General features: G+C 72.2%; 22 protein-coding genes. 16 read left to right on the forward strand and 6 right to left on the reverse strand.

The window, feature by feature from the left end:
• Window positions 1-87 precede the first annotated feature (87 nt).
• Complete coding sequence (locus ACN269_RS28090; RefSeq protein WP_421475251.1) at window positions 88-852, forward strand: hypothetical protein; 765 nt, start codon at window positions 88-90, stop codon at window positions 850-852.
• 28 nt (window positions 853-880) lie between these two features.
• Here the strand turns inward: ACN269_RS28090 and ACN269_RS28095 are convergent, their stop codons facing one another.
• Window positions 881-1,456, reverse strand: coding sequence for a DUF3000 domain-containing protein (locus ACN269_RS28095; protein ID WP_421475252.1), 576 nt, complete (start codon window positions 1,454-1,456; stop codon window positions 881-883).
• Window positions 1,457-1,593: 137 nt separating this feature from the next.
• Between ACN269_RS28095 and hemE the strand changes: the two genes are divergently transcribed.
• Genes hemE through hemQ form a run of 3 tightly spaced genes read left to right on the forward strand, consistent with a single transcriptional unit; the run spans window position 1,594 to window position 4,807 of the window.
• On the forward strand, window positions 1,594-2,691 hold the full coding sequence (gene hemE / locus ACN269_RS28100; protein ID WP_421475253.1) for a uroporphyrinogen decarboxylase: 1,098 nt from the start codon (window positions 1,594-1,596) through the stop codon (window positions 2,689-2,691).
• An 8-nt stretch (window positions 2,692-2,699) separates the two neighbouring features.
• Entirely contained in the window at window positions 2,700-4,109 is a 1,410-nt protein-coding gene (gene hemG, locus ACN269_RS28105) for a protoporphyrinogen oxidase (RefSeq protein ID WP_421475254.1), read from the forward strand.
• A complete protein-coding gene (gene hemQ / locus ACN269_RS28110) occupies window positions 4,106-4,807 on the forward strand; it encodes a hydrogen peroxide-dependent heme synthase (protein WP_421475255.1) in 702 nt (233 codons plus the stop codon). The genes hemG and hemQ overlap by 4 nt, the downstream gene beginning before the upstream one ends.
• 215 nt (window positions 4,808-5,022) lie before the next feature.
• On the opposite strand, the gene ACN269_RS28115 is transcribed toward hemQ, so the two are convergent.
• The 3 genes from ACN269_RS28115 to ACN269_RS28125 all read right to left on the reverse strand — a co-directional run bounded on the left by ACN269_RS28115 (window position 5,023) and on the right by ACN269_RS28125 (window position 7,046).
• Complete coding sequence (locus tag ACN269_RS28115) at window positions 5,023-6,153, reverse strand: lytic polysaccharide monooxygenase auxiliary activity family 9 protein (protein WP_421475256.1); 1,131 nt, start codon at window positions 6,151-6,153, stop codon at window positions 5,023-5,025.
• 117 nt (window positions 6,154-6,270) lie between these two features.
• Window positions 6,271-6,738 (reverse strand): GNAT family N-acetyltransferase, encoded by a 468-nt coding sequence (locus ACN269_RS28120; protein ID WP_421475257.1) that lies wholly within the window; start codon window positions 6,736-6,738, stop codon window positions 6,271-6,273.
• 47 nt (window positions 6,739-6,785) lie between these two features.
• Window positions 6,786-7,046: a Prokaryotic metallothionein gene (locus tag ACN269_RS28125; protein ID WP_355051720.1), complete on the reverse strand. Its 261-nt coding sequence runs from the start codon at window positions 7,044-7,046 to the stop codon at window positions 6,786-6,788.
• A gap of 154 nt (window positions 7,047-7,200) precedes the next feature.
• Here ACN269_RS28125 and ACN269_RS28130 point away from each other — a divergent pair, with 154 nt between their 5' ends.
• From ACN269_RS28130 to ACN269_RS28140, 3 genes are all read left to right on the forward strand, one after another.
• Window positions 7,201-7,476 (forward strand): isoamylase early set domain-containing protein, encoded by a 276-nt coding sequence (locus tag ACN269_RS28130; protein ID WP_421475258.1) that lies wholly within the window; start codon window positions 7,201-7,203, stop codon window positions 7,474-7,476.
• A gap of 109 nt (window positions 7,477-7,585) precedes the next feature.
• Window positions 7,586-8,332 (forward strand): lytic polysaccharide monooxygenase, encoded by a 747-nt coding sequence (locus ACN269_RS28135; RefSeq protein ID WP_421475259.1) that lies wholly within the window; start codon window positions 7,586-7,588, stop codon window positions 8,330-8,332.
• Between the two features lie 61 nt (window positions 8,333-8,393).
• Entirely contained in the window at window positions 8,394-8,999 is a 606-nt protein-coding gene (locus ACN269_RS28140) for a DUF305 domain-containing protein (protein WP_421475260.1), read from the forward strand.
• On the opposite strand, the gene msrB is transcribed toward ACN269_RS28140, so the two are convergent.
• The gene (msrB, locus tag ACN269_RS28145; RefSeq protein ID WP_421475261.1) at window positions 8,965-9,369 is read right to left on the reverse strand and encodes a peptide-methionine (R)-S-oxide reductase MsrB; all 405 of its coding nucleotides are present in this window, start codon (window positions 9,367-9,369) and stop codon (window positions 8,965-8,967) included. The genes ACN269_RS28140 and msrB overlap by 35 nt on opposite strands.
• Before the next feature lie 47 nt (window positions 9,370-9,416).
• Between msrB and ligD the strand changes: the two genes are divergently transcribed.
• Window positions 9,417-10,439 carry a non-homologous end-joining DNA ligase gene (gene ligD, locus ACN269_RS28150; protein ID WP_421475262.1) on the forward strand — a complete coding sequence of 341 codons (1,023 nt, stop codon included), beginning with the start codon at window positions 9,417-9,419 and terminating at the stop codon, window positions 10,437-10,439.
• Here ligD and ACN269_RS28155 read toward each other — a convergent pair.
• On the reverse strand, window positions 10,436-10,744 hold the full coding sequence (locus ACN269_RS28155) for a hypothetical protein (protein WP_421475263.1): 309 nt from the start codon (window positions 10,742-10,744) through the stop codon (window positions 10,436-10,438). The genes ligD and ACN269_RS28155 overlap by 4 nt on opposite strands.
• An 88-nt stretch (window positions 10,745-10,832) precedes the next feature.
• Here ACN269_RS28155 and ACN269_RS28160 point away from each other — a divergent pair, with 88 nt between their 5' ends.
• The 8 genes from ACN269_RS28160 to ACN269_RS28195 all read left to right on the forward strand — a co-directional run bounded on the left by ACN269_RS28160 (window position 10,833) and on the right by ACN269_RS28195 (window position 16,114).
• A complete protein-coding gene (locus tag ACN269_RS28160; RefSeq protein WP_421475264.1) occupies window positions 10,833-11,021 on the forward strand; it encodes a hypothetical protein in 189 nt (62 codons plus the stop codon).
• A gap of 68 nt (window positions 11,022-11,089) precedes the next feature.
• Complete coding sequence (locus tag ACN269_RS28165) at window positions 11,090-12,340, forward strand: DUF222 domain-containing protein (protein WP_421475265.1); 1,251 nt, start codon at window positions 11,090-11,092, stop codon at window positions 12,338-12,340.
• Window positions 12,341-12,394: 54 nt separating this feature from the next.
• Window positions 12,395-13,621 (forward strand): hypothetical protein, encoded by a 1,227-nt coding sequence (locus tag ACN269_RS28170; RefSeq protein WP_421475266.1) that lies wholly within the window; start codon window positions 12,395-12,397, stop codon window positions 13,619-13,621.
• Window positions 13,622-13,681: 60 nt separating this feature from the next.
• The gene (locus ACN269_RS28175) at window positions 13,682-14,428 is read left to right on the forward strand and encodes an MBL fold metallo-hydrolase (protein ID WP_421475267.1); all 747 of its coding nucleotides are present in this window, start codon (window positions 13,682-13,684) and stop codon (window positions 14,426-14,428) included.
• A gap of 29 nt (window positions 14,429-14,457) precedes the next feature.
• Window positions 14,458-15,195 carry a VOC family protein gene (locus ACN269_RS28180; RefSeq protein WP_421475268.1) on the forward strand — a complete coding sequence of 246 codons (738 nt, stop codon included), beginning with the start codon at window positions 14,458-14,460 and terminating at the stop codon, window positions 15,193-15,195.
• Window positions 15,196-15,288: 93 nt separating this feature from the next.
• Window positions 15,289-15,747 (forward strand): DUF2975 domain-containing protein, encoded by a 459-nt coding sequence (locus tag ACN269_RS28185; protein WP_421475269.1) that lies wholly within the window; start codon window positions 15,289-15,291, stop codon window positions 15,745-15,747.
• Window positions 15,747-15,962 (forward strand): helix-turn-helix domain-containing protein, encoded by a 216-nt coding sequence (locus ACN269_RS28190; RefSeq protein WP_355051732.1) that lies wholly within the window; start codon window positions 15,747-15,749, stop codon window positions 15,960-15,962. The genes ACN269_RS28185 and ACN269_RS28190 overlap by 1 nt, the downstream gene beginning before the upstream one ends.
• Window positions 15,959-16,114 (forward strand): hypothetical protein, encoded by a 156-nt coding sequence (locus ACN269_RS28195; protein ID WP_421475270.1) that lies wholly within the window; start codon window positions 15,959-15,961, stop codon window positions 16,112-16,114. The genes ACN269_RS28190 and ACN269_RS28195 overlap by 4 nt, the downstream gene beginning before the upstream one ends.
• Window positions 16,115-16,211: the final 97 nt, after the last annotated feature.

Genomic DNA, 16,211 nt, shown 5'->3' on the forward strand with positions numbered 1-16,211 from the left:
TCCGGGCCCTCGGCCCCGACGATCCTGTCGCCGCATCCGGTCCGTCGCGCGCCCCCGGCGGTGGACCTGCTCACCTGGAGGAAGAACATGTCCCAGCCACCGACCGGCCCGGAGGGCCTCCCGCCCGCCGGCCCGACGCCGACGCCCGCCGCCCCGCCGGCCGGTCCGCCCGACGCCGACGCGACGGTGCCGCACGCGGCGGCGCCCCAGCCGACCGGCACCGAACCGACCGCGCAGTACCCGGTCGGTCAGCCCGCCCCGCAGCAGTACGCCCCGGGCCAGGCTGCCCCGCAGTACGCCGGCCAGCCGGCCTACCCGGCCAGCGCCCCGCCCTACGCCGGGCAGCCCATGTCCGCGCCGCCGGTCTCCGGCCCGGCGTACGGGCAGCCCATGTCGGGCCCGCCCGGTATGGCGCCGTACGGCGCTGTGCCGGCCCCTCGGCGCAGCCGCGCCGTACTGGTGCTGGCCCTGGTGGCCACGCTGCTCTTCCTCGTCAGCGGGGTGATGACCGGGCTGTTCGTGACCAAGAACAACGAGCTGAACCGGACCGAGAAGCGTCTCAACGCCCAGGTCAGCCAGCGGGACGGCACCATCGCGGCCAACACCACCGAGATCGGTCGGCTCAAGACCGAACTGCAGGCCATGCAGGACAAGCTCGACAACACCGAGCAGGACCTGACCGGTACCCGGAACGACCGTGACGAGCAGGCCCGGCAGAAGAAGGTCATCGCCAGTTGCCTGGACAAGCTGACCACGGCGCTGGGTGCGGCGGCGGCCGGCAACAAGGGCAAGTACGACGCGGCGATGAAGGGCCTCGACAAGGTCTGCGACGAGGCCGAGAACTACCTCTGATCCGCCGTGCCGTCCGCCGCCACCGCAGCTATCCGGCGGTGGCGGCCGGGCGGCGGTCGGCGAGCGCGGTGACCCCGGGTGGGGGCAGGCCGGCCGTCGAGGCGAGCAGGGTGCACCACCCGAGCAGGTGTGGGGCGAGGTCGTCGTCGAGGGGCGTCCAGGAGGCGCGGATCTCGATGTCGCCGGCGGTCGGCGGGCCGGCCAGGTCACCGAACCGGGTCGACATGGTCTGGGTGACCGTTCCGCCGATCGCGCGGTGCCGGGCGTCCTGGGTATCGAGGGCGTCGGTCAGCCACGTCCAGCCGACCCCGGGAAGCAGCGGGTCGGCGGCGAGGTCGACCTCCAACTCGGCCGTCACGTAGGTGACCAACCGCAGGGTGCCCTGCCACGCCTCGTGCCCGGCCGGGTCGTGCAGCAGGATCAGCCGCCCGGTGGCCACCTCGTCGTCGTCGCGCAGCACCGTCGCGGAGAGCGCGAACGTGTACGGCGCGAGCCGTTGGGGCGCGCCGACCTCCTCCAGTGTGATCTCCGGCCGGGGCGCCGGCGACCGCAGCCCGGCGACCGCGCGGGCGAAGGTCTCCGGGAGCGCGATCGGGGGGGCCATGCCGGCAGCCTATGCCGCCGTGTGGTCGCCCGCTTCGACGGCGCGCCGACACTCGCCGAGGGGCACCGGTGTGTGGAACGTGCCGTTCCTCTCACCCCCACCCGGTCCGAGGCGGGCGGCGTGGCACGATTGCGGCGATGACCACGGATACCACGGGCATTGCCGCCCGAGACGGACACCCGCGCCCCGGCGGCCCGGCTGACTCGCCCTTCGTCCGGGCGTGTCGGCATCGGCCCGGCCCGCACACCCCGGTCTGGTTCATGCGCCAGGCGGGGCGCTCCCTTCCGGAGTACCGGGAGATCCGGGCCAACGTGCCGATGCTGGAGTCCTGCCGCCGCCCGGAGCTGGTCACCGAGATCACCCTCCAGCCGGTGCGCCGGCACGGGGTGGACGCGGCCATCCTGTTCAGCGACATCGTGGTGCCCGTCGCCGCGGCCGGCATCGACCTGGACATCGTGCCGGGCACCGGCCCGGTGGTCGCCGAGCCGATCCGGACCGCCGCCGACGTGGAGCGGATCCGCCTGATCACCCGCGACGACGTCCCGTACGTGGACGAGGCCGTCCGCCAGCTCGTGGTCGAGCTGGGCGACACTCCGCTGATCGGCTTCGCCGGGGCGCCGTTCACGCTGGCCAGCTACCTCGTCGAGGGCGGCCCGTCGCGGACCCACGCCAAGACCAAGGCCCTGATGTACGGCGACCCCGAGCTGTGGCACGCGCTCTGCGCCCGGCTGGCCGAGGTGACCCTGGCCTTCCTGCGGGTGCAGATCGAGGCCGGGGTGTCCGCCGTGCAGCTCTTCGACTCGTGGGCCGGCGCGCTCTCCGAGGCCGACTACCGCCGTTACGTGCTGCCGCACTCGACGGAGGTGCTCAGCGGGCTGGCGGACGCCGGTGTGCCGCGCATCCACTTCGGCGTGGGCACCGCCGAGCTGCTGGGCGCGATGGGCGAGGCCGGCGCGGACGTGGTCGGCGTCGACTGGCGTACGCCACTGGACGTGGCCACCGGCCGGATCGGGCCGGACAAGGCGGTGCAGGGCAACCTGGACCCGTGCGTGCTGCTCGCGCCGTGGCCGGTGGTCGAGGCCGAGGTACGCCGTATCCTGGAGCAGGGCAAGGCGGCCCCCGGGCACGTGTTCAACCTCGGCCACGGTGTGCTGCCGGAGACCGACCCGGACGTGTTGACCCGGGTCGTCGCGCTGGTGCACGAGGTGTCCAGCCGCCGGGCCGACGAGGGCTGACCGGGCCGATGCGACAGCCCTGGCGGGTGGCGGTGGTCGGCGGCGGGATCGCCGGGTTGGCCGCCGCGGTCCGCTTGCGCGACCGCGCGCCGGAGGGCACCGAGATCACCGTGTACGAGCAGTCCGGCGCGCTGGGCGGCAAGCTGCGCACCGGATCGCTGGCTGGTGGACCGGTGGAGTTCGGCGCCGAGTCGTTCCTGATGCGCGACCCCACCGGAGCCGAGAGCCCGGCGGTGGCGCTGGCCCGCCGGCTCGGGCTGGCCGAGCGGATCGTGCATCCCACCGTCGGGCAGGCCGCGTTGGTGGTCGACGGCGGGCTGCGCCCCATCCCGGGCGGCACGCTTGTCGGCGTACCCGGGGATCTGGACCGGGTGACGACGGTCGCCCGGCCGGCGGCGGACGCCGACACCGACGGCGGTCGGCCGCTGGTCGGGCCGGACGCGGACGTCTCGGTGGGCGCGCTGGTCCGTTCCCGCTTCGGCGACGAGGTGGTCGACCGGCTGGTCGACCCGATGCTCGGCGGCGTGTACGCGGGCCGCGCCGACGACCTGTCGCTGGTCACCACGATGCCGGCGCTGGCCCGCGCGGCGCGGGTGGAGCACACCCTCATCGGCGCGGTCCGGGCCGCGCAGGCAGCCGCCCCGCGCGCCCCCGGCGCCCCGGTCTTCGGCACCCTGACCGGCGGGCTGGGCACCCTCGTCGAGGCGGCGGTGACGGCCAGCGGGGCGACGATCCGGCGGGACGCCGCCGTGCGCGAGGTGACCCGGACCGACAGCGGCTGGCGGCTCACCGTCGGCCCGACGCGTGATCCGCAGCGCATCGACGTGGACGCCGTGGTGCTGGCGGTGCCGGCCCGGCCGGCGGCCCGGCTGCTCGCCGGCCCGGCCCCGCAGGCCGCCTCGGTCGTCGGCGAGCTGGACTACGCGAGCGTCGCGCTGGTCACCCTGGCGCTGCCGGAGCCGGCGCTGCCCGAGCTGTCCGGCTTCCTGGTGCCGAGCACCGAAGGGCTGCTGATCAAGGCGGCGACGTTCTTCACCACGAAGTGGGGACACCTGCGGCGACCGGACGGGCTGGCGCTGGTGCGCGCGTCGGTGGGCCGGTACGGCGAGGAGGCGCAGCTCCAGCGCCCGGACGCCGACCTGGCCGCGACCGTGCACCGGGAGTTGTCGGCGGTGCTCGGTACGTCGCTGCCCGCGCCGGTCGACGGGCACGTGCAGCGGTGGGGCGGCGCGCTGCCGCAGTACACCCCGGGGCACGCCGACCGGGTCGCCGCCGCGCGGACGGCGCTGCGGGCCGCGCACCCCAACCTGGTCCTGGCCGGCGCCGGCTACGACGGCGTCGGCATACCGGTCTGCGTCCGTTCCGGCGAGACGGCGGCCGACGAGATCATCACAGCACTGGGAGGATCGGCGAGATGACCGAGCAGACCAACGCGGCCCGGCTGCGGGAGCTGAACGACAGCATCCGCTACACGATGTGGTCGGTGTTCCGGGCCAGCGGACCGCTGCCGTCGCTGCGGGACAACGTCACCGGTGAGGTCGAGTCCCTCTTCGACGAGCTGGCCGGCAAGGACGTGGTGATCCGGGGCGTGTACGACGTGGCCGGCCTGCGCGCCGACGCGGACGTGATGATCTGGTGGCACTCGGCGTCGAGCGACGCCCTCCAGGACGCGTACCTGCGGTTCCGCCGGACGACGCTGGGCCGGGCGCTGACCCCGGTGTGGTCGCAGATGGCGCTGCACCGGCCGGCGGAGTTCAACAAGAGCCACATCCCGGCGTTTCTGGCCGGCGAGGAGGCCCGCCCCTACCTGTGCGTCTACCCGTTCGTGCGCTCGTACGAGTGGTACCTGCTGCCGGACGCCGAGCGGCGTGAGCTGCTGGCCGAGCACGGCAAGATGGCGCGCGGCTACCCGGACGTACGCGCCAACACGGTCGCCTCGTTCGCGCTTGGCGACTACGAGTGGATGCTCGCGTTCGAGGCCGACGAGCTGCACCGGATCGTCGACCTGATGCGGGACCTGCGCGCCTCCGGGGCCCGCCGGCACGTCCGCGAGGAAGTCCCGTTCTACACGGGCCGCCGCCGCTCGGTAGCCGAGATCGTCAACTGCCTCGTCTGACCCCGCCCCGCCCCTGCCCCGCGATCTTGCACTTTCTGTCGCGACGAAAGGGGCATAGGCCGCGATCTGGCAACCGAAAGTGCAAGATCGACGCACCGGGCTGCCCGCCGACCTCCTCGATCATGCGGAGGTGGTGCCCGGACGGATCGCCGGGCACCACCGCATTCCTGCCGGCCGGTGCCGCGCCCCCGCCCGGGTGCGGCACCGGCCGGAGGTCAACTGGTCACCGTGCAGGAGACCAGCGGAACCTGGCCGCTGGCGTTCCCCGAGCCGAGCAGACCGAATGTCGTGCTCTGCCCGGCAGCAAGCGTGCCGTTGTAGTTGACGTTTCGCGCGGTGACCAGGGTGCCGTTGGTGGTGACGGTGGCGCTCCACACCGAGGCGACCTGCTGACCGTTGTTGTAGTTCCAGCTCACCGACCAGCCCCTGGTGGGTGAGCCACCGGCGGTGACCTTCACCTCGGCCTGGAAGCCTCCGGTCCACTGGCCCGTGACCTGGTACGTCGCCGTGCAGGCGCCGGCCGGCGGCGGGGTGCTCGGCGGGGGAGTCGTCGGCGGCGGAGTGGTCGGCGGCGGGGTGGTGGGCGGGGGAGTGGTGGGCGGCGGCGTCGTCGGCGGCGGCGTGGTGGGCGGCGGCGGGGTCGAGCCGCCACCGAAGTCCACGTCACTGCACAGGTAGTACGACTGGTCCAGGTGGCTTGCCTGCCAGATGGTGTAGACGATGTGCCGGCCGGTCCGTCCCGTCGCGTTGACCGGGATCTGGATGGAGACGCCATCGGCCTCCCTGGTCCACTGCGACGCCGGGGTGTTGCCGATCTGGCCGGCCAACTCCAGGTCGTTCCAGCCCAGCGGCTGGGTGGCCGAGTTGAAGCCCTGCTTGGTCACGTACACCCGGATGTAGTCGGCGCCGTGGCTGGCCTGGTCGAAGAAGCGCAGCCGGAAGTTGTTCGCCACCGACGTGGTCTTCCAGGCGCCGACCGTGTCCATGGCGTTGTAGCGGCCGTTCTGGGTGCGTCCGCCGCTGCACAGTTGGCCGTTCGGGATGGCGCCCTGGTGGTTACCGGCCACGCCCTCCCGGAACAGGCCGTTCCAGTTCCACATGGCCTGCGGGTCGGCCTGCCAGGCCTGCCAGCACATCGGGTCCTCGGTGGCCATGCGCGGGTTCTGGAAGTCACCGCCCCAGCGCTGCCAGCAGCTGTAGCTGCGCGAGGGTGGGTCGACGACCGAGCCGTGCGCGGAGGCGGATGGGACCAGCGAGACGCTGAGCGCCGTGGTCAACAGGAGCGTGGCGGCTGCCGCGACGGCGAGCGGCCGGAGCACGCGTGGTGTTCGGGCGATTGTGGACATGGAGCCCCCGGGGGATGAGGTCGGACGACGACACCCGGACTGCCGGGAGTTGCCCGCTCCCGTGCCTACTCGCTGGCTCCCGCGATGGCTCTACCCGGCACGATGCCAGGTTGATCGTCAGACGTCAATGGCCACCGGTCGCGGGTCGCGGCGCATGGGGGTGTGCGGGATGCCGTCCTCGACGTACTCCGGGCCGCTGACCGTGAAACCGTATCGGGCGTAGAACGCGACCAGGTGCGACTGGGCCTCCAGCACGCTGGGCCGGTCGCCGATGAGGTCCAGCGCCGCGGCCATCAGCCGGCCGGCGTGCCCGCCACGCCGGGCCGCCGGGGCGACCACCACCCGGCCGATCCGGGCGAGGCCGTCCGGGTCGGCGAGGATCCGCAGGTACGCCAGCAGCGCGTCGCCGTCGGTCAGCCAGACGTGTCGGGTGCCCGGCTCGACGTCGCGCCCGTCGAGCTCCGGGTACGGGCAGTTCTGCTCCACCACGAACACGTCGACGCGCAGCTTGAGCAGGTCGTGGAAGGTGCGGGCGTCCAAGTCGGCGAAGAGGGCGGTCCGGATCTCGGTGGTCTGCTGGGGCACCCACCGATCCTAGGTCGGGCGGTTCGGGGGGCGTACGCGCCGGGGGGTCAGGCGGGACGCGCGCCGACGGCGTCGCGGATCTCTGCGCCCTCGGCGCCCTCGACCGCCCGGGCGCAGTGCCCGCAGCAGAAGAACCGGCCGTTGACCTCGACGCCGTGCCCGACGATCTTGACCTGGCAGTGTTCGCAGATGGGCGCCATGCGGTGGATCGCGCACTCGAAGGAGTCGAAGGTGTGCACGTCGCCGCTGACCGTGTGCACCTCGAACGCCATCCAGTAGTCGTTGCCGCAGACCTCGCACGTTGCCACAGGAACCCCCCGTATCAGGACATGTGACCTCAGGGTGCCTCAGGGTGGGACGGCGGCGGGCGAATTACCGCCAGTCCGCCGGCCTGGGCGGCGTGTCGGCGTCGGCGTGTCGTGCGTTAGGCCAGGTGAACCGCCGTGACCCCGGAGGATCGCCATGATCAAACGCAACAAGCTGTTCGGCAGCCAGACCCGGGTGACCTTCTGCCTTCCCCGGGATGCGCCGCCCGGTCCGGTGAGTGTCGTGGGTTCGTTCAACGACTGGGAGCCCGGCCGGCACGAGTTGGTGGCCCGCCGCGACGGCACCCGGACGGTGACCGTACGGCTCGGTCCGGGGGAGTACCGCTTCCGCTACCTCGCCACCGGTGGCGTCTGGCTCGACGACGAGACGGCCGACGGGATCGATGGCGGCGGCAGCCTGCTGCGACTCTGAGAGGTCAACTCGTCACCATCGATGCATTTATCGGTGATGCTCTTTACTGTTAATAAAGTTTAAATTACCTTGGGGGCACCTCACCGCACCTGCAGAAGGAGCTGCCCCCATGCGTCGAAGAATCACCGTCCCGCTGGTGGCGGCGGGCGCTGTCGCCGCCACCCTCACCGTCGCCGCGCCCGCCCAGGCGCACGGCTACGTCTCCGCCCCGCCGAGCCGGCAGGCGCTCTGCGCGCAGGGCAAGGTGCCCGACTGTGGGCAGATCAAGTACGAGCCGCAGAGCGTCGAAGGGCCCAAGGGCCTCAAGAGCTGCAACGCCGGCATCAGCCAGTTCGCCGTCCTCAACGACGACAGCCGGGGCTGGCCGGCCACGTCGGTCGGCAGCTCGCTGACCTTCACCTGGGTGAACACCGCCCGGCACGCCACCAGCAACTGGGAGTACTGGATCGGCAACACCCGGGTCGGCGTGGTCAACGGCAACGGGCAGCAGCCCGGCGCGACGGTCTCGCACACCGTCAACCTGGGCGGTTTCTCCGGGCGACAGAAGATCCTCGCGGTCTGGAACATCTCCGACACCGCGAACGCCTTCTACTCCTGCATCGACGTGCAGATCGGCGGCGGCGGGTCGACGCCCACCCCCGCGCCGACCACCTCACCCACGCCGCGGCCGACCACCAGCCCGACCGCCGCGCCGACGACCCCACCCCCGGCGGGTGGCAGTTGGACGGCCGGGCGGGCGTACCAGGTCGGTGACCAGGTCACCTACGGCGGTCTCACGTACCGCTGCCGGCAGGCGCACACGGCGATCTCCGGCTGGGAGCCGCCGAACGTACCGGCGCTCTGGCAGCAGGTCTGACCGCGCGGGTGCGGTCCCGGCCGCACCCGCGTCGCCACCCCCACCCGATCGGAGCCCCGGCATGCCCCGCGCAACCCCTCTGGCGTGGTTGGTCGCCGCGTCGCTGCTCGCCGGCTGCGCCGGGCCGTCCCCGCGCCCACCGGTTCCCGCGTCCCCGGTGGTGGCCGACTCCGCGCCGGCCGCCGTCGAGCTCAGCGGCATCGACGTGGTGTTCCTGAGCACCATGGCGGGGCACAGCGAACGCACCCTCCAGATCGTCCGGCTCGCCCGGGACCGGCTGCGCGACGACGCGCTGCGCACCCTGGCCGCCGCCATCGAGGTGACCGAGGCCGACGAGCTGTCGACCATGCGTGGGTGGTTGCCGACGAGCGGACCGGGCGTCGACGTCACCGTCGGCCACGACCACGCCGGACACGGCGACGACGCGGCGCTCGACCGGCTGCGGGCCGCGTCGAACGCCGACGTCGACCGGGTGCTGCGCGAGGTCCTCACCGACCACCAGCGCGCCGCCGCCGACCTGGCCCGGGCCCAGGTCGGCGTCGGCCGCGACGAGCGGGTCCGCGACCTGGCCCGGCGGATCGAACAGTCCCGGTCCGCCGAGGTCCAGCTACTCAGCGGGTACGACGATCAGGTCAGCGGGGTTCCAGGCGCACCGAGATCGAGTTGACGCAGTGCCGGGTGTCCTTCGGCGTGAAACCCTCGCCGTGGAACACGTGCCCGAGGTGACTGTCGCAGCGGGCGCAGCGGATCTCCGTACGGGACATGCCGAGGCTGCGGTCCTCGATCTCCTTGACCCGACCCGGGATGGCGTCGTCGAAGCTCGGCCACCCGCAGTGCGAGTCGAACTTCGTGTCGCTGGAGAAGAGTTCCAGACCGCAGGCCCGGCAGTGGTAGACGCCCGGCGTCTTGGTGTCCACGTACTCGCCGGTCCACGGGCGCTCGGTGCCGTGCTCCCGCAGGACGTGGAACTCCTCCGGGGTCAGGCGCACGCGCCACTCGTCCTCGGTGGTGGGCAGGTTGTTGTCGTCGAGACTCACCCGTCAACGGTACGTCGAACGTCGGGGGCGTGGCATAAGGTCGCGGGATGGGTGGCACCAAGGCAGCGGTCGCCGAGGTCGAGGTGGCCGGGCACACCGTACGGCTCAGCAGCCCCGACCGGGTGATCTTCCCCCAGCGGGGCTTCACCAAGGCGGACGTCTTCCACTACTACCTGGCCGTCGGCGACGGGATCATGCGCGCCTTGCGGGACCGGCCCACCACGCTGCAGCGCTTCCCCGAGGGCGTCGAGGGTGAGGCGTTCTTCCAGAAGCGGGTGCCCACCCGGGGTGTGCCGCCCTGGATCACCACCGCCGACATCACCTTCCCGAGCGGTCGCGGCGCGGCCGAGCTGTGCCCGGCCGACCTGGCGCACGTGGCCTGGGCGGCGCAGATGGGCACGATCGTGTTCCATCCGTGGCCGGTACGCGCCGCCGACACCGACCGCCCGGACGAGCTGCGCGTCGACCTCGACCCGCAACCCGGCACCGACTTCGCCGACGCGGCCCGGGCCGCCGCCGAGGTGCGCGCCGTCCTCGACGAGCTGGGCGCGACCGGCTGGCCGAAGACGTCCGGCGGGCGCGGCGTGCACGTCTACCTGCGCATCCAACCCCGCTGGACGTTCACCGAGGTGCGCCGCGCCACCATCGCCCTGGCCCGCGAGGTCGAGCGCCGCAACCCCGATCTGGTGACCACCGCCTGGTGGAAGGAGGAGCGCGGCAGCCGGGTCTTCGTCGACTACAACCAGATGGCCCGCGACCGGACGATCGCCTGCGCGTACTCGCTGCGCGCCAACGCCCGGGCCACCGTCTCCACCCCGGTCACCTGGGACGAGCTGCCCGACGTCGACCCGGACGACTTCGACCTGCGTACCGTGCCGGCCCGACTGGCCGAGCAGGGCGACCCGCACGCCGGCATCGACGACACCCCGTGGGACATCACGCCCCTGCTGGAGTGGGCCGACCGCGACGCCGCCGCCGGCCAGGGCGACCTGCCGTACCCGCCGGACCACCCGAAGATGCCCGGCGAACCCAAGCGCGTGCAACCCAGCCGCGCCAAGCGCACCCCCTAGCTCCGCTGTCCCGAGGGCGGCCGGGCAGTCCACGCCACGAACCTGTCGAACAGCTCCCGAGGGTCGGGTACCGCGTCCGGGTTCAGCTTCAGCAGGTCGGCCGTCGCCTCGAACAGCTGGCTCGCCAGGTAGACCGACAACCCCACCCGATCCCGCCGGTACTGCATGGCCAGCAGCAGTCGGGCCGGCGGGCACGGCCAGGCGGCCGCACAGACGCGGCAGAGCCACAGGGGGCGCATCGGAGTGTGCGGGCGGATCGCCCTCCGCTGGTGGTGCGGGACGCGCGGCTCGTTCGGCGAAGGCATCACCCCATCGTGGGTGAGGCTATTGTCAGTGTCAATAGTCTGCGTAGTTGTCGGAGTGAGCGGACATCGCCGCTGTCATCGTCAACGTGTGGACCTGGTTGGCGTGGCGGAGATCCGGGTGATGCTCGGCAACGTGTCGCGGCAGCGCGCGTCGGTCATCGCCAACCAGCGCAACTTCCCGGAGCCGGTCGCCGTGCTGGCCATGGGCAAGGTCTGGCGTAGGTCGGACGTCGAGGCCTGGATCAAAAAGCACCGTCCGGAAGCCACGACGAGCTGACCGATCAGCGGCACGCGCCGCGACTGCGGCAGCGGAGTCTTGTCGTACACCTGTTCTAGAATTTGCTGGTGATCGATGAGTTGGCGCGGGCGGATCGGGCGGTGGCGGCGTGCGCCGACACCGCCGTCTGGGCCCTCGCCGAGCCCGATCTGATCGCGGCGTTGGACGCCACCCACCGGCTTGCGCAGCGGCTGGCGGCGGTGCAGTTGGCCCTCGTGCGCGAGTTGGACGGTCGGGGCACGGCTGTCGCGCAGGGCGCGTCCTCGACGGCGGTGTGGCTGCGTGGGCGGCTGCGACTCGACATCGGTGCCGCGCGCCGGCTGGTCGCCCTCGCGGCCTCGGTCGACGTCGCGCCACCCGCCGTGCGGCAGGCGTTGGCGGACGGCGCGGTCAGCGTGGAGCAGGCCCGGGTCATCGCCGACACGGCCGCCACGGTGTCGGCCGTGGCGGGTACGGAGGTGGCCGACAGGGCGGTCGGGATGCTCGTCGAGTGGGCGGGGCAGTTCGAGCCGACGCTGCTGCGGCGGATGGGCACCCGGATCCTCGACCACGTCGCCCCCGACCTCGCCGATGCCGCCGACGCGGCAACCCTGGCCGCCGAGGCCGCCCGGGAAGCCCGCGACCGGCACGTCACCGTCTCCGAGCAGACCGGTGGGCGGCTCCGGCTCAGCGGCATCCTCGACGCCGAGACCGCCGCGCTGCTGCGCGCCGCCATCGATCCGCTGAGCGCGCCCTCCGGGCCGGACGACACCCGCTGCGCCGGGCAGCGCCGCCACGACGCCCTCGCGGACGTGTGCCGGCTGGCGCTGCGCACCGGCGAACTGCCGGAGACGGGCGGCGACCCCGCGCAGCTCGTCGTGACCACCAGCTTCGATGGGCTGACCCGGCAGTTGGGCGTCGGGGCGCTCGACGTCGGCCTGCGACTCACTCCTGACACGGTGCGCCGGCTCGCCTGCGACGCCGCCGTGCTGCCGGCCGTGCTCGGCGGCGCCGGGCAGGTCCTCGACGTCGGCCGGCAACGCCGCCTTGTCACCGGGCCGCTGCGGCGGGCACTGGTGCTGCGTGACCGGGGCTGCGCCTTCCCGGGCTGCGACCGGCCGCCGCGCTGGTGCGCCGCCCACCACATCCGGCACTGGGCCGACGGCGGGCCGACCAGCCTCGACAACGCCGTCCTGCTCTGCGGCCACCACCACCGGCACGTCCACCAGGCCGACTGGGTGGTGCGGCTGGGCGACGACGGCCGTCCGGAGTTCATACCGCCGGCCTGGCTCGACCCCGACCGCCTCCCGCGCCGCAACGAATTCCATCGGCGGACGTAGGGGCAGTTGACATTGTCGATACCCTGCGAGGGCTCGTCGGGGGAGAGGTGGCTGATGCTCAAGGACGTCACGTCGGTACGGGTGCTCGCCTACTTCCCGTGTCAGCTCTCCGCGCCGCCCGGTCTCGACGATGACGTGCCCTCGGGGTGGCGCGTCACCGACGGCCTCGACGACCTGGCGTTGCAGCCCTACGGTCAACGACTCCTCGACGAACTGCTCGCCAGCATGCCCCGGCCGACGATGGAGATCAGCGGTGGCGTGGAGGTCCTGCGGGCGGCCGGGCAGGAGATCGATCCCGCGCTGCTGCCCACCACGGAATCCGGCGCATGGCAGGTGGTCTCGGCCCGGATCAGCATCTGGAACGTCGACTGTGGCCTGCTGTGCGTGACGTACGAGCTGCCGCACGGCATCGTCGACGGCACCGACGACGTGGTGGCCGAGGTGGCGCCGCCGGTCCAGCGGATGGTGCCCGCGGCGACGCGACTCCTGCGCGCCGTCCTGCCGGTGCCGGCCGGTACGGACGAGGTCTTCGTCCTCTGGGCCAACACCACCTTCGCCGTGCGGGTGCACCCGGACTGCGACCCGGCGCGCCGACGTGCCATCGCTGTGCAGTTCACCCCGGACGGCGTGGACTGCACGCCCGACGGCATCTCCGATGGCGTGTTGCGGGTCGGCTCGCACACCACGGCGGTGGTCAGTGATTTCGGTTCGCGCCCGGCCCTGCTGTTGGCGCGGTTGACCGGGGTGCACCACGTCTGCTGGGCCGCGGCCCTACGCTATGACGCGGTGCTCTCGGCGGAGTTGTCCCAGATCGACCCGGGGCGTGCCGGCCTGTCCATGAGCGCTCTCGAAGACCAGGCCAAGCGCATTCTCAGTGGCTACCACCGCATCCGCCTCTTCCGGCTCGGCTATTCGTCGGTGGAGGCGCACCTCGACGCGGCGGGCGGCACCGTGTGGAACGCGCTGGAGCAGCAGTGGAAGTTCCGGCTGGTGCTCACCACGCTCGACGAGCGGCTCGACTTCGTCCGTACGTTGCACCAGCAACTGGTGGGTCGCCTCCAGGACCGGCGGTCCCGCCTGCTCAACGAGTTGGTGCTGGCCTTCACCTTCCTCAACATCTTCGCCATCGTGCTCGCCGCGCTGACCTTCGTGGCGCTGCCGAGCCTCGACGTCGGGCTCCTGGCCTCGGCGATCGGGGTGGTGATGCTGCTGGCGAACCTGACCGCGTACCTCGCGTTCCGTCGCCAGATGAACAACCCGGGTCGGGTCTCCGGCGGGTGAGGGGTGCGGACCCTCCAACGGGGACGGTGCCGAACTGGCATCGCTGGCACACTGATGCCCATGGTCGACTGGTTCACGCAGGTCGAGGTGGGCCCGGGCGTCATCCGCGTCGGGGAGCCACACGTCAACGAACTCCTGTCGGCGAACCTCTGGTGGTTGCGCGGCACCGACCGCGACATCGTCATCGACGCGGGGCTCGGCGTGGTCGCCCTGCGACAGGCGGTCCCGGGCATGTTCGCCCGCGATCCACTGGTCCTGCTCACCCACGCGCACCTCGACCACGTTGGTGGGGCGTCCGAGTTCGTCGACCGCGCTGCCCATCGTGCCGAGGCGCAGGTGCTGGCGGCGGGGGTGCCGGCGAGCCTGTACGGCGCGGACCTCTACGACAAACTCGGCATCGACGCGGCGGGGGAGCCGGTCCCGGACCTCCTGCTCGACGCCCTGCCGGACCCGGGCTACGACCCGACCGCCTACCGCGTCGAGCCCATGGCCCTGAGCCGCGTGCTCGACGACGGTGACCGGGTCGACCTGGGCGGACGGGAGCTGACCGTGTTGCACCTCCCCGGTCACACGCCGGGCAGCATCGCCCTGTTCGAGGAGCGCACCGGCACCCTCTACTCCGGCGACGTCGTCTACGAGGGCTGGCTGATCGACAACCTGCCGAACTCCGACGTGGCGGCCTACCGGCGCAGCATGGAGTTCCTTGCCGACCTCGACGTGGCCGTCGTCCACCCCGGGCACGGGGACAGCTTCGACCGGACGCGCCTGCGCCAGTTGGCGGCCGCCTACCTGAGCAGGACGGCGTAGGGCGCGCGATCGTCGATAGCATCACCGCCATGGCGACCCGGCTGGTGCAGATCAACATGAAGGCCCGCGACGAGGCGGCGCTCGGCGCGTTCTGGGCCGAGGTGCTCGGCTGGGAGATGTCCAGGGAGGGGCCCGGCGTGGTCAACCTCGAACCGAAGGACTTCGTCTATCCCGATCCGGTCGCCGTCTGCATCGACGTCGTGGTGACCGACGAGCCCAAGACCGTCAAGAACCGCGTACACGTCGACCTGGCCACCACCTCGGCGGCGCACCAGGCCGCGGTCGTCGCGCGCCTGCGGGATCTCGGCGCGACGCCCGTCGACGTGGGTCAGGGGGACGTGCCGTGGACCGTCCTGGCCGATCCCGACGGCAACGAGTTCTGCGTGCTGGACTGGCACGACCCGGACCAGGACACCGGCCCGATCGCCTCCGTGGTGGTCGACTGCGCGGACCCGAGGGCCATGGCCCGCTTCTGGGGCGAGGCGACGGACTGGACCGTGCACAAGGTGACCGACGACAGCGCGGTCCTGCGCTCGTCCCGGGGCGTGGGTCCGTACCTGCAGTTCCTGCGGACGCCCGACGTGAAGGCCGGGTGGAACCGCGTCCACCTCGACCTGCGTCCGTACCCGGAGGACGACCTGGAGACCGAGGCGGCGCGACTGCGCGCCCTCGGCGCCACCGACATCGACCTGGGCGACAGCACGATCCCGTGGAAGGTCTTCACCGACCCGGAGGGCAACGAGTTCTGTCTCCTCACCCCGAAGTGATCCACACGCCAGCGCCGCGCGCCGATCGCCATACCGATTGACTTTCGATAGGTAGTGAGCGAAACTCGATGCATGTTTGTTGAACGTCGAGCGGTGTCCGCTCTCCGTGTATTCCTCGTGGTGTTGTTCGGGGTCCTGGTCCTCTTCCAGACCATGTCGCTGCCGGGGCAGTTCGCGCACATGGCGAAGGAGTCGCCACAGGACGCGTACCTCCGGTGGCCCGCGACGATCGTGACGGTCTTCTGGGTGCTCTGCGTCCAGGTGGTGATCGTCGCGACGTGGCAGCTGCTCAGCCTGGTCAAGAACGACCGCATCTTCACCGCGGCGTCGCTGAAGTGGGTCGACGCCATCGTCTGGGCCATCGCCGCCGCGTGGCTGGTGCTGGTGGGAGTCTTCCTCTACGTCGGGTTCAACGCGAACGACCCCGGGCTGCCGCTCCTGCTGTTCCTGCTGACGGTGGGCGTCACCGTGCTGGGGCTCCTGATGGTGGTCATGCGCGCCCTGCTGCGGCAGGCCACCACGCTGCGGACCGACATGGAAGCGGTGATCTGATGCCCATCGTCGTCCGGATCGACGTCGAGTTGGCCAAGCGCAAGATGAGCGTCGGCGAGTTCGCCGAGCGCGTCGGGCTCACCCCGGCGAACGTGGCGGTGCTCAAGAACGGCCGCGCCAAGGCCGTCCGTTTCAGCACCCTCGAAGCGATGTGCCGGGTGCTCGAATGCCAGCCCGGAGACCTGCTCGAATGGGTCGAGGAGGAGACCGCATGAGGTACGTCGTCGCCATCGCGGCCGTCGCCCTCGGCGTCGCCGCCGTCGTGTACGGCGGGGCCGACGACTCGCCGGGCCTCCAGCTCATCGGCGCGCTGCTCGTCGTGGGCGCGATCGCCTTCGCCGTACGGGCGGCCCGGCGCGGCGCGTGAACCACCGACCGTACTCCTAATAACGATCATGTAACGGGCGCGAACCTTTCCCCGTAGGTGACCTGTCTTGAAGGTCGTCGGCCCACCAGGGCCAGGG

This window comes from Micromonospora sp. WMMD736 (genome assembly GCF_049179015.1).
Lineage (GTDB): Bacteria > Actinomycetota > Actinomycetes > Mycobacteriales > Micromonosporaceae > Micromonospora.